At 56.4% G+C, this 14951-nt stretch carries 17 protein-coding genes; 16 read left to right on the top strand and 1 reads right to left on the bottom strand.

Annotated elements, in window-relative coordinates; translation table 11 throughout:
* On the top strand, positions 1–121 hold a 121-nt coding region (locus ACI9KD_RS10605), incomplete at its 5' end, for a DinB family protein (RefSeq protein ID WP_414981140.1).
* A gap of 230 nt (positions 122–351) precedes the next feature.
* Here ACI9KD_RS10605 and rpmE read toward each other — a convergent pair.
* The gene (rpmE, locus tag ACI9KD_RS10600; protein WP_414981139.1) at positions 352–570 is read right to left on the bottom strand and encodes a 50S ribosomal protein L31; all 219 of its coding nucleotides are present in this window, start codon (positions 568–570) and stop codon (positions 352–354) included.
* Between the two features lie 274 nt (positions 571–844).
* Between rpmE and ACI9KD_RS10595 the strand changes: the two genes are divergently transcribed.
* The 15 genes from ACI9KD_RS10595 (at position 845) to ACI9KD_RS10525 (ending at position 14925) form a co-directional block, all read left to right on the top strand.
* Positions 845–2992, top strand: coding sequence for a primosomal protein N' (locus ACI9KD_RS10595; RefSeq protein WP_414981136.1), 2148 nt, complete (start codon positions 845–847; stop codon positions 2990–2992).
* A 91-nt stretch (positions 2993–3083) separates the two neighbouring features.
* A complete protein-coding gene (gene argS / locus ACI9KD_RS10590; RefSeq protein ID WP_414981135.1) occupies positions 3084–4769 on the top strand; it encodes an arginine--tRNA ligase in 1686 nt (561 codons plus the stop codon).
* A 6-nt stretch (positions 4770–4775) separates the two neighbouring features.
* Positions 4776–5312, top strand: a complete 537-nt coding sequence (locus ACI9KD_RS10585; RefSeq protein WP_414981134.1) for an SPOR domain-containing protein — start codon at positions 4776–4778, stop codon at positions 5310–5312.
* Between the two features lie 94 nt (positions 5313–5406).
* Entirely contained in the window at positions 5407–5958 is a 552-nt protein-coding gene (gene hslV / locus ACI9KD_RS10580) for an ATP-dependent protease subunit HslV (RefSeq protein ID WP_414981133.1), read from the top strand.
* 1 nt (position 5959) lies between these two features.
* A complete protein-coding gene (gene hslU / locus ACI9KD_RS10575) occupies positions 5960–7288 on the top strand; it encodes an ATP-dependent protease ATPase subunit HslU (protein ID WP_414981132.1) in 1329 nt (442 codons plus the stop codon).
* Positions 7289–7298: 10 nt separating this feature from the next.
* On the top strand, positions 7299–7688 hold the full coding sequence (locus ACI9KD_RS10570) for a gamma-butyrobetaine hydroxylase-like domain-containing protein (RefSeq protein ID WP_414981131.1): 390 nt from the start codon (positions 7299–7301) through the stop codon (positions 7686–7688).
* 108 nt (positions 7689–7796) lie between these two features.
* Positions 7797–8546 (top strand): bifunctional demethylmenaquinone methyltransferase/2-methoxy-6-polyprenyl-1,4-benzoquinol methylase UbiE, encoded by a 750-nt coding sequence (gene ubiE, locus ACI9KD_RS10565; protein WP_414981130.1) that lies wholly within the window; start codon positions 7797–7799, stop codon positions 8544–8546.
* Positions 8547–8548: 2 nt separating this feature from the next.
* The gene (locus ACI9KD_RS10560) at positions 8549–9196 is read left to right on the top strand and encodes an SCP2 domain-containing protein (protein ID WP_414981129.1); all 648 of its coding nucleotides are present in this window, start codon (positions 8549–8551) and stop codon (positions 9194–9196) included.
* On the top strand, positions 9196–10830 hold the full coding sequence (gene ubiB / locus ACI9KD_RS10555; protein ID WP_414981128.1) for a ubiquinone biosynthesis regulatory protein kinase UbiB: 1635 nt from the start codon (positions 9196–9198) through the stop codon (positions 10828–10830). Before ACI9KD_RS10560 ends, ubiB begins: the two co-directional genes overlap by 1 nt.
* A 42-nt stretch (positions 10831–10872) precedes the next feature.
* The gene (hisI, locus tag ACI9KD_RS10550; RefSeq protein ID WP_414981127.1) at positions 10873–11280 is read left to right on the top strand and encodes a phosphoribosyl-AMP cyclohydrolase; all 408 of its coding nucleotides are present in this window, start codon (positions 10873–10875) and stop codon (positions 11278–11280) included.
* On the top strand, positions 11264–11605 hold the full coding sequence (locus tag ACI9KD_RS10545) for a phosphoribosyl-ATP diphosphatase (protein WP_414981126.1): 342 nt from the start codon (positions 11264–11266) through the stop codon (positions 11603–11605). The genes hisI and ACI9KD_RS10545 overlap by 17 nt, the downstream gene beginning before the upstream one ends.
* 85 nt (positions 11606–11690) lie before the next feature.
* Positions 11691–11906 carry a Sec-independent protein translocase subunit TatA gene (locus ACI9KD_RS10540; RefSeq protein ID WP_414981125.1) on the top strand — a complete coding sequence of 72 codons (216 nt, stop codon included), beginning with the start codon at positions 11691–11693 and terminating at the stop codon, positions 11904–11906.
* Positions 11907–11951: 45 nt separating this feature from the next.
* Positions 11952–12308, top strand: coding sequence for a Sec-independent protein translocase protein TatB (gene tatB, locus ACI9KD_RS10535; protein ID WP_414981124.1), 357 nt, complete (start codon positions 11952–11954; stop codon positions 12306–12308).
* Complete coding sequence (gene tatC / locus ACI9KD_RS10530) at positions 12301–13047, top strand: twin-arginine translocase subunit TatC (protein ID WP_414981123.1); 747 nt, start codon at positions 12301–12303, stop codon at positions 13045–13047. The genes tatB and tatC overlap by 8 nt, the downstream gene beginning before the upstream one ends.
* Before the next feature lie 78 nt (positions 13048–13125).
* Positions 13126–14925: a mechanosensitive ion channel family protein gene (locus tag ACI9KD_RS10525; protein ID WP_414981122.1), complete on the top strand. Its 1800-nt coding sequence runs from the start codon at positions 13126–13128 to the stop codon at positions 14923–14925.
* The last annotated feature ends 26 nt before the right edge of the window (positions 14926–14951 follow it).

Below are 14951 nucleotides of genomic sequence, written 5' to 3'. Positions count from 1 at the left end.
GTTCAATCACGGGACTCACCACAGAGGGCAAGTCCATACAATGCTCACGGCGGCAGGTGTTCTCCCCGGCGATACGGACGTGCCGTTTATGCCGGCAGAACACTACGACTGGATCAGCTAGGTAAGCTCTAACAACGGTCCCACCGAATGTTTACCTGGACTCTGCGTTCCGTAGTGTAACCGTGCCCGAGGGATCTCCAAGGTAAGCGACCTTAAACTACGGCAGCAGGATGCCGTAGGGACGGCCACTCAGGAGTCACTGTTTACACACGTTTGATTGGGGGTCGTCTCTGGATCATCGGCAGCCATGAGGAGCATAAGGAGTTCCGCATGGGTGCCGCCACACGATTTCTATCGAGTAGTAGTTCCGCGCGAACCAAAGCGCTTCTTAAAGCGATCTACACGGCCACCGCTATCTACGGTCTTCTGCTTGCCCGTAAAGAACGGGTGGCAGTTAGAGCAGACATCGATATTGAAGTCTTGGCCCAAGGTAGAGCGGGTCTGTATTGTGTTGCCACAGCTACAGGACACTTTAACGCCCTCGTAGCGAGGATGAATTTCAGCTTTCATGTGTATCTCCAGTATGTTGATGCCGCCACCCGAACCCACACGCAGGTCTTGTTGGACCATGTCGCGCTATGCCAGGCACCGCATCCGGGAGTCACCGCCCCTGAGGGAGGCAAACGGGGCGCGGAGTTTAGCAGAAACAGCCGGTGACGCAATAAGGTAATGGCAACCATCTAAAGCAATACAGATTAGCGCTTGGCTAGGGTCGGCGCTTTGCTATGCTCGCCTCACCGTGACCCAATTAATAAAGCCTACAGTTCTGCGATTAGCGGCCCCCGTGCCCCTGCGCCGAGCGTTCGACTACCTCGCCCCCGAGGGCCTGAGCCTCCCCTCGCTCAGTCCGGGCGTGCGTTTGCGCGTGCCTTTTGGCAGCCGGGAAATTACCGCCATCCTGTTAGAAACCGTCGATGAGGCCAGCGTCGATCAAAAGCAACTCCGCGCTGCGAACAGCGTTCTGGACGAAGAACCGCTGCTTAGCCCCAGTATTATGGCCCTGTGTAGCTGGGCATCAGATTATTACCAACACCCGGTGGGCGAGGTTTTCAGTGCCGCATTGCCCAAAGCACTTCGCGATGGCCGGGGTCTCTCACAGACTCACTGGCGCCTCACGACCCGAGGAAAGGGCCTGCCGGAAGGCGCATTAAGCCGGGCACCTTCTCAGGCCAAAGCTCTTGCTGCACTGCAGCGCGGCGAGCAGCCACCCCTCGTACTGAGTGAAGCAGGTGTTTCCAGTGCCGTATTACGTGAGCTTGCCTCAAAGGACCTTATTGAGCGCTGCCGCGGCACGACAGAGCAGCCCAACGCAGATCTCAAAGAGAGCGGGCCCACACCAGGAGCGGAACAAGCAGAAGCTCTGGCCGCCGTGAAGCTTGGCGAATTTAACTGCCATTTGCTCCAGGGCGTGACCGGCAGCGGCAAAACCGAGGTGTATTTACGTCTAATCACGGCCTGCCTCGAACGCGGGGATCAGGCGCTAGTGTTAATCCCCGAGATCGGGCTGACACCACAAACTGTTGAACGCTTTGAAGCGCGATTCAAAACACCCGTCGCTGTGCTGCATTCCGGCATGGCTGATGGCCAGCGATTCGCCGCATGGCAGGCAGCACAATCGGGGAGCGCCGGCATCGTCATGGGTACGCGCTCGGCTATTTTCACACCCCTTGCACGCCCCGGGCTTATCGTTGTGGATGAGGAGCATGATGGCTCTTACAAGCAGCAAGATGGCTTTCGGTATTCCGCACGGGATGTTGCAGTCAAACGCGCGCAGTTGGAGGCTTGCCCGGTGATTCTCGGGAGCGCGACGCCCTCTCTGGAGTCTTTGGAGAATGCGAGGCGTGGGCGCTACCAGCACCATTTTCTTCGCGGGCGGCAGGGTGGCGGGGAGCTCCCCATGCTCCAGACCGTGGACCTGAGGGGCCTCCATCTCAATGCCGGGATTAGTGACTACCTTCTCGCGGCAATTCGAGACACCGTAGAAACCCAAGGTCGTCAGGCACTGCTGTTTCTTAATCGTCGGGGCTTTGCGCCGACGCTTCAATGTCACGACTGTGGTTGGGTCGCCGACTGCGATCACTGCGATGCAAGGCTCACGGTGCATCTGCGCAAGCGCTGCCTTCGTTGTCATCATTGCGCAGCGCAGCGCGCATTGCCGCCACAGTGCCCGGACTGCGCGAGCAGATCACTGCTCACCCATGGCCTTGGCACCGAACAAACCGAAGAATTTTTAAACACGGTGCTTCGCTGCCCCGTGCATCGCGTGGACAGCGACGCCATGCGCGGCGTGGACGCCATGCAGTCGCTGCTGGAGGTGGCCCAAAGTGAAAAACCCTGTGTCATCCTCGGAACGCAGATGCTTACCAAGGGTCACCACTTTCCGGCGGTCCAGCTCGTGGGGGTTATCGACGCAGACGCCCTGCTTTACAGCGCAGATTTTCGCGGTGAGGAGCGCATGGCGCAGTTAGTCGTGCAGGTGGCCGGGCGAGCCGGACGGGAATCCGCTGGCGGCAAAGTGCTGATACAAACGCATTATCCGGACGATCCACTGTTCGAACTACTACGCGACGGGCACTTCGAAGCCATCACCTCTTCCTTGCTGGAGAAGCGTCGCTCATCAGGTTTGCCGCCTTTTGGACAATTGATGCTTCTACGCAGCGACGCGAGAAACGAACAAGATGGTGAAGCCTTCCTGCGCGCGGTGAAGCGAGAGTCCCAACAGTACCTACCTAAAGATTGTCAGCTGATTGGCCCATTGCCTTCGGCGATGCCGCGTCGCGCAGGCCGCTTCAGGTGGCAATTGTGGTGTATTGCCGCATCCAGGCGGAGTGCTATCGCGGCGGCCCGCCTGCTGGTCGACCGCGCCGAGGTTCTCAAGAAGCCTCGGGAACTCAGCTGGTTTATCGATGTGGACCCCAGCGACGTTCTTTAACAGACAACGCGGCAAATCTAGCAAAGCCGGTAGTGAAACGCGATAATACCGACGCACGCCCTTTGCGGCGCATTGCCTACGGAACCCGTTCATGAAAGATACCGTTGCCACACTACTGAGTGAGGCACTAGAAAGCATCATCAGCGCTCGACAAGCCGAGGTTACCGCGCCCACGATTCAGGTGGAGCGAACCCGGGATCCAGCTCACGGTGATCTTGCCAGCAACATCGCATTGGCTGCGGCCAAACTGCTAAAGATGCCGCCCCGGGAGCTTGCGCAGGCGCTTTGCGCGGCTTTGCCCGAAAATACGGCGATTGATCGCACAGAAATAGCTGGCCCGGGCTTCATCAACTTCTTTTTATCCAAAGACAGTCAGGCCGCCGTACTGCAAGACGTACTCCGCCAGGGTGCCAAGTTTGGGCACAACGACGCAGGGGCGGGGCGCAAGGTTCAGGTAGAGTTCGTGTCTGCCAATCCCACCGGACCTTTGCATGTGGGACACGGCCGAGGCGCCGCTGTAGGCGACAGTCTCGCGCGCATTTTGAACGCCTGTGGCTGGGAAGTGGTCCGCGAGTTTTACTACAACGACGCCGGAGCCCAGATCAATAATCTCGGACTCTCGGTACAGGCTCGCTGTAAGGGTTTGAACCCGGATGACGAAGGCTGGCCCGATGACGGTTACCGCGGGGACTACATCACCGAACTCGCTCAAGCCTATCTTGCGCGCGAAAGCGTGGAGGCTAGCGATAAGTCGGTCACTGCTGCCGGCGATGCTGATGATCTCACTGCGATTCGTGATTTCGCAGTGGCCTGGTTGCGCCGGGAGCAGGACCTGGATATGCAGAGCTTTGGCGTGGCATTCGATATCTTCTTCCTAGAGTCGTCACTGTACGAATCCGGCGAGGTCGAATCTACCGTCGAGCGCCTGGTAGCCAGCGGCAACACCTACGTGCAGGATGACGCTCTGTGGCTGCGCACCACCGATTTTGGCGACGACAAAGACCGGGTTATGCGCAAGCAAGATGGTGGATACACCTATTTTCTTCCCGACGTTGCCTACCATCTCAACAAATGGCGCCGCGGATTCGAGCGCGTCATCAACGAGCAGGGCGCAGATCACCACAGCACCGTGACCCGCGTGCGCGCAGGTTTGCAGGCCCTTGGCGAGGGTGTTCCCCAAGGTTGGCCAGAGTACGTTCTCCATCAGATGGTTACGGTTATGCGCGAGGGCCAGGAGGTTAAGTTGTCCAAGCGCGCCGGCAGCTACCTCACTCTCCGGGATCTGATCACCGAAGTCGGCCGTGATGCGACGCGGTACTTCCTGGTGGCCCGCTCGCCGCACTCCCAGCTAACCTTCGATATCGATCTCGCGTTGTCGCAGTCCAATGACAACCCTGTGTTCTATATCCAATACGCCCACGCGCGAGTTTGCAGTGTTCGACGCAAATTTCTTGAACAGGGCCTCTCCGTTGATCTGGATCTAGAAACACTGGCTCTGGAGCGTCTGGTGGAGTCCCAGGAAATCGAAGTGCTCAAGCAACTTGCTCGTTTTCCGGAGATTGTCACCAGGGCCGGGACCAGCGCCGAACCCCAGCAAATCGCCAACTATCTTCGTGAGCTTGCGGGTGAGTTCCATGCCTATTACAACGCGCATAAAGTGCTGATTGATAATGATGACGAGCTGCGAAGCGCCCGACTCGCACTCACCACAGGCGTGGGCCAGGTGATTGCTAATGGCCTGGACTTATTGGGCGTTTCCGCGCCGGAGAGTATGTAAGCTCCCGTGGCACAGCAGCGAAAGAGCAGTCGCGGCGCAAGCCGCCAGAACATGCCCACCCAAAGCGGCAGCGGTCTGCGATGGTACGGAGCGGGTGTGGCCAGCGGCCTGTTCCTCGCATTCATGTTGTATCTCGTGACCTTACCTCCGGAGGGCGGGCCGGATGCCAGTCCTCAGCCCGCAGCAGGGCCTCGGCTGACCACAGCAGAGCCTGAGTACGAATTTTTTGAGGTGCTCCCTAATCAGGAAATGACTATTGACGTCGATCCGGCAGACATTCCCAAACCTCGCAGCGCAGGAACCGGGAAACAGTATTTACTTCAGGCGGGCTCTTTTCGACAGGCTGCCGATGCCGACCGGCGTCGCGGTGAACTGTTACTTCTGGGGCTTGATCCCCGCGTAGAAGATACTCAGGGCGACACCGGACGCTGGTTTCGCGTAGTCCTAGGCCCTTTTGACAGCCGCTCGGCTATGGCGAAAGCGCGCAGCATGACGGCCCAGCAAGACATCGACACGCTCCTGATACAGCGCAATCGAGGCTAACACCGCGCTGCTTGGTGCAGTTCGAGAAGGCATCAGCGCTTGAAGTTAGGCGCCACGCCCCCATTACTCTAGTTCACGCGCGAAGGAAAACACCGTGGAACAATTCAGAGGCACCACCATTTTATGTGTGCGCCGGGGCAACAGCGTTGTCGTCGGCGGAGACGGCCAGGTCTCCATGGGCAACACCATCATGAAAGGCAACGCGCGAAAAGTACGTCGTCTCTACAAAGACCAGGTGCTGGCTGGCTTCGCGGGGGGCACAGCGGACGCATTCACACTTTTTGAGTTGTTCGAAGCGCAGCTGGAAAAACACAACGGCCAACTTGTTCGTGCGGCAGTCGAGCTGGCAAAAGCCTGGCGTACCGAGCGCTCCTTGCGGCAACTAGAAGCATTACTGGCCGTTGCTGACAAAGAAACCTCCCTGGTGATCTCCGGCAACGGCGATGTCATCGAGCCAGAAAACAACCTCATTGCTATTGGCTCCGGGGGTTCTTTTGCCCAAGCCGCGGCTATGGCACTTCTGGACAACACTGAGCTGAGCGCCAGAGATGTCGTCGAAAAAGGCCTGGGTATCGCCGCGAACATCTGCATCTACACCAACGAGCAGCGCACCATCGAGCAGCTTGATTACGAGGCGGACCAATAACATGTCGAATATGACTCCCCGGGAAATTGTCCACGAATTGGACAAGCACATTATTGGCCAGCAGGACGCCAAACGCGCCGTCGCTAATGCCCTGCGCAGCCGATGGCGTCGAATGCAGGTAGAAGAAACTCTGCGCGCTGAAATCACACCAAAAAATATTTTGATGATCGGTCCCACGGGTGTCGGCAAAACCGAGATTGCTCGGCGCCTCGCCAAATTGGCAAACGCACCCTTTGTAAAAGTAGAAGCCACTAAATTCACCGAAGTTGGGTATGTGGGTCGCGATGTTGAGTCTATCGTCCGCGATCTCGTTGAAATGGCCGTGAAGATGCTGCGCGAACAAGCGATGGAAAAGGTGCGTTTTCGGGCCGAAGAAGCCGCCGAGGAACGCATCCTTGACATCTTGTTACCCGGCGCCCGAGATCCCAAGGGCGACACTGCGAGTCAAGGTGACGGTACACGCCAGTTGTTGCGCAAAAAACTCCGCGAGGGTGCTCTGGATGAGAAAGAAATCGATCTCGACCTAACAACGCCCAGCAATGTCGAGATCAGTGCGCCGCCGGGCATGGAAGAAATGACGAATCAGCTGCAAAGCATGTTTTCGAACATGGCCCGCTCGCAGCCAAAAACTCGTCGCCTCCCCATCAAAGCAGCGTTCACCGCTCTTTGTGACGAAGAGGCGGCCAAGCTGGTTAACGAAGACGACATTAAGCAAAACGCCCTCCAAGCGGCCGAGCAAAACGGTATCGTATTTATCGACGAATTGGATAAAGTCGCAAAGCGCGGAGAAACCGCCGGCGCCGATGTGTCTCGTGAGGGCGTGCAACGGGATCTACTGCCACTTATTGAGGGCTGCACGGTGAGCACCAAATACGGCATGCTCAAAACAGACCATATTCTGTTTATCGCCTCCGGCGCATTTCACCTCTCCAAGCCATCAGACCTGATTCCAGAGCTGCAGGGGCGCCTGCCGATTCGCGTTGAGCTTGCGGCGCTATCGCCGGAAGATTTCCGCCGAATCCTAGTGGAGCCCGATGCTGCATTAACAAAGCAATACACGGCGCTGCTCGCCACCGAGGGCATGTCTATGAAGTTTACCGAGGACGGTATTGCGCGCATCGCCGAACTCGCGTGGCAACTTAATGAAAGCACCGAAAACATCGGCGCCCGCCGTTTGCACACCGTCATCGAGAGACTCCTGGAAGAGGCGTCCTTTAGCGCCGCAGATGACGGCCTCAACGCGAGTGTTCTGGCGGTAGATGCCGCGTACGTAGATTCGCAATTGTCTGACCTGGTGATGGACGAAGATCTATCGAGGTTTATTCTCTGATGCTTCTCCAATGACGAATGCCCCTCGCCCGCTCAATATTCGTTTGCGCAAGCAAACGCGCGTGCTGGAGCTTGACTACCCCGACGCCCAGACTTACAGCCTGAGTTGGGAGTATCTGCGGGTTTACTCCCCCTCGGCGGAAGTGCGCGGACATCACAAGTCTCAGGCAGTGCTGCAGGTGGGTAAGGGGGATGTGCGGATCGTCGATATCAAGCCTGTGGGACATTACGCACTGCAGCTGGTGTTTGATGACGGGCACGATACCGGCCTGTACTCCTGGGACTACCTCTACCGCCTGTGTTCTCAAAAGGCCGAGCTCTGGCAGGCCTACCTAGATGATATTGCTGAAGCGAGCAAGTCTAGGGATCCCGACACTCAAGTTGTGCACTTCGAGCCCTGAATCGGCGAGATCCTCTCCCACAGCTAAACGTGGCAAGTGATCTGCCCGAAGCACTGTTTCCCAAGACACTACAAGCTACAATGCGCCCTCGCAATTGGGATGCAGAGCATGAGCGAAGAAGACACTACCCACTTTGGTTACCGTGACGTAAAGGCCGACGAAAAAGCAGACATGGTCCGCGGCGTCTTTGATTCGGTAGCCAGCCGCTACGACGTCATGAATGATTTGATGTCTGCGGGCATACACCGCATTTGGAAGCGCTTCACCATTGAGCTCTCCGGTGTGCGCCGGGGCAATCGTGTGCTGGACATTGCTGGAGGCACTGGTGACTTGGCTGCCAAATTCGCGCCCATGGTGGGCGACGAAGGCGAAGTCGTATTGGCGGATATCAATGCGAGCATGCTTCGCGTGGGGCGGGACCGACTGCTGGATAAGGGTGTACGCGGCAACCTCCATTATGTACAAGCCGATGCTCAATATCTGCCCTTCCCCGACGGTCACTTTGACTGCATCACCATCGCCTTTGGCCTGCGCAATGTGACGGACAAGGACCTGGCCCTGCGCTCGATGTTGCGCATACTCAAGCCCGGCGGCCGTCTACTTATTCTCGAGTTTTCCAAGCCTCGCAATCCCCTGCTCAGCAAAGCTTATGATGCTTATTCCTTCGGGGTTCTGCCGTTCATGGGCAGACTGGTTGCCGGTGACGCCGAGAGCTACCAGTATCTGGCTGAGTCCATCAGAATGCATCCAGATCAAGAGACACTGCAGCAAATGATGGAAGACGCGGGTTTCACCCGCTGTGACTTCCACGACATGACCGGCGGCGTAGTCGCGGTTCATCGCGGCTTCAAAAGCTAAACATGTCCGACATCCGTATGCCCACGCTACATACAGCAGGATTGGCCGCCGCGGAAGCTGCTGCCAATGCGGCACTGCGCCTGTCGCCTCACAGCGTCGAAGCTCTAAAATCTATTGCGGGGCGAATCCTGGCATTGGAGTGCACTCGCCCGGCGATCACCCTCTATCTTTACAGTGAAGCGAATGGTGAGCTGCGCTTGCAGGGCGTACATGATGGCCCCGTGACAACGCGAGTGACTGGCACAGCTCAGGATTTTGCGAGCCTAGCTCAAGCCAAAGATCCGGCCGCAGCGCTCATCAATGGCGGCATTCAGTTAGAGGGCAACAGCAGCACGCTCATTGATATGCAGCGCGTATTCAACGATCTGGATATTGATTGGGAAGCGCCGCTGGTGTCAGGTCTTGGCGACGTCGCGGGTCATCAGCTGGCGGGCATGCTCAGCGCTGCCTTTCACTGGTCACGACAATCCGGTGACAACTTCCGGCGGCAGCTAGAGGAGTTCGCCATCGAAGAGGCCCGTGTGACACCGCCCAAACTCGCTCTCGAGCACTTTTACGAGGATGTGCAGCAACTGAGTGAACGCAGTGAGCGTCTTGAGCAACGCGTGGAACGCCTGCGACTGCGCCTTGAACGCCTGCGCCCAGCCTGATGTCCAGCCTCATCCGAAGCGTCGAAATCATACGTGTAGCGGGCCGTTACCGGTTGGACGAACTACTTCCTGAACAGGCTCAACATCGCCTGCTAAGCCCCCTATTGCGCCTCAACCCCTGGCGTCTCAGCCCCTGCGAAGGTACGCGAGGTGAACGTTTACGACGCGCCCTGGAGGACCTCGGCCCGGTGTTTATCAAGTTTGGGCAGATGCTATCGACTCGCCGGGATTTGCTACCTGCCGATATCGCTGACGAACTTGCGATCCTGCAAGACCAAGTGCCTCCCTTCGACGCCAAACTGGCGGTGAACATCATTGAGGCAGCGCTGGGCGGCGATGTAGACACCCTATTCGAGCGCTTTGATCGCGACCCACTGGCCTCGGCGTCGGTAGCGCAAGTGCACAGCGCACGAACTCGCGAAGGCCAAGAAGTGGTAGTCAAAGTCATTCGCCCGGACATCGAACTGGTAATCCATAAAGACATGGCATTGCTGGCCATGATTGCGCGCTTTATTGAGCGCTGGCTTCGGGATGGTCAGCGACTGCGCCCGGTCGAAGTCGTACGCGACTATAGACAGACCATCCTCGACGAATTGGACCTGGGTCGTGAGGCCGCCAACGCCTCGCAGCTCAGGCGCAACTTTGCCGATGGCAGCCTGATGTATGTACCGGAGGTTTTTTGGGACTACAGCCGCCGTAACGTCATGGTGATGGAGCGTATTTACGGCATCCCCGTTACAGATATGGACACTCTGCGCGCCAAAGAGGTGAACCTGAAGGTACTGGGTGAGCGCGGCGTAGAGATTTTCTTCACCCAGGTTTTTCGTGACAGCTTCTTTCATGCCGATATGCACCCGGGGAATATTTTTGTTGATGCCGCAGACCCCAAGGACCCGCGCTATATCGCTATCGACTGCGCCATCATTGGTTCTCTAAGCGAAGCTGATCAGTACTATCTTGCACGGAATCTATTGGCTATTTTCCGTCGCGACTACCATGAGGTCGCGCAGCTGCATGTCGAGTGTGGCTGGGTACCCGCAGACACTAGAGTGCAGGACTTTGAGTCCGCAATGCGCGCGGTCTGCGAACCGATTTTTGAACGCCCCATCGCAGAAATTTCTTTCGGGCAATTGCTGGTCTACTTGTTTCAAACCGCGGCTCGCTTCGATATGGAGGTTCAGCCTTCATTAGTGCTTTTGCAAAAGACTCTCCTCAATATTGAGGGGCTTGGCCGCCAGCTTTATCCCGAACTCAATCTTTGGGATACCGCCATGCCGTTCCTTGAGAAGTGGGTCAATGCGCGCTACTCCCCTCAAAGTATGATCAAGCGTTTGCAGCAGCACGCTCCGACCTGGCTGGAACAGCTTCCGCAGCTGCCAGAGGCACTCATGGAGAACCTGCAGGGTCAGCGAGAGAACCACAAGCGTAGTGAGCAACTGCTCACCGCGGAACGCAAAAGTCGCCGTAAACAGGACACCCGGGCACGACGTCGCTATCTCGCTGCCATGGTGTGTGTAGTCGCTGCCGGAGCGGCACTCCCACCGGTTAGGCAGATGCTCGAGCAGGCGCCCCCGGTCAGTTGGCTTTTGCTGGCGGTTGCCGCTGGCCTTGCCTGGCCAAGTCAGAACGTCTAGATCGCGGCGTCCGCGCTCGGTTGTGCGATAATCCTAGGTCTAATGACTCAATCAAACAGTCCAAGCTACCTTAACGAACTTCGCTGGAACGAAGATGGCCTCGTTCCAGCCATAGCAAAAGACTGGAAGACCGGAAAAGTATTGATGATGGCCTGGATGAGCGCCGAGTCCCTGCGCTGCACCGTAGAAGAAGGCCGCGCGGTTTACTGGTCCCGGTCCCGCCAGGCACTGTGGCGCAAAGGTGAGAGCTCCGGAAACACCCAGCAGCTCAAAGAACTGCGTCTGGACTGCGATGGAGACACGCTCCTGCTGGAAGTCGAGCAGCTAGGCGGAATGGCTTGCCACACGGGCAGGGAGCACTGTTTCTATCGCCAGCTTACAGATGGTGAGTGGCAAACTATAGAATCGGTCCTCAAGGACCCGAAAGAGATTTATGGAACAGGCAGCTAACAACAACGTTCTTAAAGCCTTAGATGGCGTTCTTCAAGAGAGAAGGGCTGCGTCCGGCGACAGCTCCTATGTTGCCAGCCTCTATGAAAAAGGCCTTAACAAGATCCTCGAGAAAGTTGGCGAGGAGGCGACAGAGGTTATTATCGCGGCTAAGGATTGCGACGGCGAAGAAGGCCAGGACGCCTTGCTGGGCGAAGTAGCAGACCTCTGGTTTCATACAATGGTCTTGCTCGCGCAACAGGGCCTGTCATCATCGGATGTTCTGGGCATTCTGGACGAACGCTTCGGACTGTCTGGCCATGTTGAAAAAGCCGCGCGAAGCTAGCGGGCAAAGGTACAAACAGAATCACGAATTACACAAGCAGCCGGTAAATTACACAAGCCGCCGACTGCGGTAAAAGGAGATAGTCATGGGATTGGGTGGAATCAGTATTTGGCAGTTACTTATTATTCTCGCCATTGTGGTTATGCTTTTTGGCACCAAGCGCTTGCGCAGCCTGGGCTCAGATCTGGGTAGCGCCGTGAAGGGCTTTCGCAGCAGCATGCAGGACGCGGGGGACGAAAAGGCCGGCGACGGCGACGAGTCCGACGCCAGTGAAGCTGCAAAGGACAAGAGCGACGTTTAGTTTTTTCGTAGCAGGTTCATACATTTAACAAAGCAGTAGCCTCGTATGTTCGATATCGGCTTTGCCGAACTAATGATTATCGGTGTCGTTGCCCTGATCGTAATAGGTCCGGAGCGCTTGCCCGATGCTATTCGCACAGGGAGCGCCTGGCTAAACCGCATTCGGCGTGGCTTTAACGATATCAAACAGGAAGTTCAGCAAGAACTCCATAACGACGAAGTGATGAAGGATCTGCGGGCTTTGCGTGATACCGGCGACGATCTACGTAGAGAGACCAAATCTTTGAGTTCAGATCTTAGCAACAGCCTTAACCAGCCAGAGATGACCGGTGACGCCAGCACAAGCGCGGACGTTACAGACCCCGACGACACAGTAAAAGCGGATAGCAAACCCGGTGACTGATACCGAAGAGGACACGCCTTTACCGCTTATCGCGCATCTTACTGAGCTGCGAGACCGCCTCCTGCGCTCGATTCTTGCGGTGCTCATCGTATTCATTGTGCTGTTTCCCTTTGCCAACGATATCTACGGGTTTGTCTCGAAACCTCTGCGGGAGCTGCTGCCGGAAAATGCGACCATGATCGCCACGGACGTCGCATCCCCGTTTCTTACCCCGTTCAAGCTGACCCTGTTTACCGCGCTATTTATAGCCATTCCCTATGTACTGTTCCAAATCTGGTCATTTATTGCGCCCGGTATGTATCGTCAGGAAAAACGTTTTGCGTTGCCGGTACTTGCAAGCTCTGTGCTGTTGTTTTACTTCGGCGCGGCCTTTGCGTACTTCGTGGTGTTCCCTCTGATTTTTGCCTTTTTCACCAGCGTGGGCCCGGACGACATCGCGATCATGACGGATATCGATCGGTACCTGGATTTCGTTCTCAAACTGTTCTTTGCCTTCGGTTTGGCCTTTGAAATACCTATCGCTGCACTTATTGCCATTTGGGCGGGCATCACAACGCCGGAAGAGTTGGGCCGCAAACGGCCGTACATCATTGTCGGCTGCTTCGTTTTCGGCATGCTTCTTACGCCACCAGATGTCATCTCACAGGCCCTACTCGCAATCCCTATGTGGCTGCTTTTTGAAGCCGGCGTGATCGCTGGCCGTCTATTACTCAAGCGAAAGTCACAACAAGCCGAGTAAATCTAAGCGCTTGAGCGCAGCCTTCTGGGCGCTACACTGTCGCTCACCATTGTCACCACTGCTTCCGGACACATCGCGATGAACACCTTTTTATCTGCAATTTTTCTGACCTTCCTTTTCACGGCGCTCAGTCCAAAGCTACTTTGGGCGCAGGGTGAGATCCCAAGCTCTGCAGAAGAAGCGGGCGAGCATACGAATATCCGCGAAGTTCTGGAATCTGAAAAGAAGGCCGAGAAACTCATCAGGGAAACAACCGCAGAGCTTGCAGGGAACGAAGGACTCCCTCGCACGCCGCTGCAGTTAGTGGTCGTCATGGTGGATGCCTTTGAGCGCCAAAACATGGAAAGGGCCGCTAGCTATCTAGACACGCGCTACCTACCCGAGGACCTTGAAGACTGGCCCGCGACCCATCTAATAAACGCGCTGCGTATTGTTTTCAACCAGCAGAACATCATAGATATCACCGAGTTGAGCGACAAGCCAGAGGGCATGTCCGATGACGGCCTCCCCGCCTACCGAGACCTCCTTGGGTTCATTACAAAGGACAACGGTGAAGCTGTACCTATCTACCTGCAGCGAATCCCTGACGGTCAGGGTGACAAGACCTGGAAAATCTCCAACGCCAGCGTTGCCCAGATACCCGACCTCTGGGACGACCTGGGGTATGGCCCCGTTGCAGTATGGTTTGAACGTAATCTCCCTAACCGCACTGTCGCCGGATTGGAAACCTGGCAGCTCATCGCCGGGTTTATTTTCCTGGTTGCCGCCTGGTACCTCTCTCTACTAGCCAGCTATCTACTCATGCGCCTGGTACTACTGATCCCCAATCGCTTCCCTCTTGGCATAAAAAGCTTCTTCAAAGGCTCGCTTCGAATCTTCCTGTTTCTGGCGTTTTTCCGCCTGCTCATGGACGAGCTGGGTTTGTCCTTGACCGCTAGGGTATATCTCAACTCTTCCGGTCTTGATTACGTCGCGTTTTCAATCCTTCTTCTCGGTGCTATTTCTCTGCTTCGGGACTACAACATCAGACGCCTGGAGCGAGCCGGGAACCTGCAATATGTCGCCTTACTCAAGCCCTTTACTACCATCGTGAAGCTTGTGCTTCTCCTGGTCATAGGACTCATCTGGGCAGAGCGGGCTGGCTACAACATGTCGACCATCATCGCCGGACTGGGCGTTGGCTCTCTCGCTGTTGCGCTGGCCGCACAAAAAACGCTCGAAAATGTCATTGGCGCGATCACGCTCTACACGGCAAGACCAGTAAACCCTGGTGATCTATGCCGTTTCGGCAACATCGTCGGCGTCGTCGAGGAAATCGGACTCCGATCTACGATGATTCGGACCTTAAACCGTACGATGTTGGCGGTACCCAACTCGGTCTTCTCTTCCGTAGAGGTGGAGAACTTTAGCCATCGCGATCGAATACGTTATTACCAACATATCGAACTGCAGATGGTCACGGCCGATCAGCTCAGGGTAATCCTTGGAAGACTGCGAGGACTGTTTCTATCCCATGCTGATGTCATGCAGGAAACCGTCAGCATTCGTCTTGCAAAGGTAGCCGCGGCTACCGCGGTAATTCGAATCGACGCAGGCGTCAGAACCACGGATTACCAGTGCTTTCTCACCACGGCAGAGGATTTAAACCTTCGAATGATCGAAATGGTACACGCTGCCGGTGCGGTATTCAGCGGCCCAGGTCAGGTCTTACAGGTTCGTGACTTTTATGAGGCATCGGACGAGAAAATGGCAGAGGTTCATTCGCAACTCGAGACCTGGAAAAGCGAAGAGAAGCTACCTTTTCCAGATTACACCGTGGCTGAAAAAGCGGCATTGCGCGGTGCTATAGAACTGCCGACGCGGGAGCAAAAGTCCTGACTTCCTCAAAGACCGACGCCAGCTCT

Origin of the sequence: Congregibacter sp., from assembly GCF_047617445.1 — a bacterium.
Classification (GTDB): Bacteria; Pseudomonadota; Gammaproteobacteria; order Pseudomonadales; family Halieaceae; genus Congregibacter.
The sequence above is the reverse complement of the archived record's forward strand: the minus strand, read 5'-3'. Positions and strand labels throughout refer to the sequence as shown.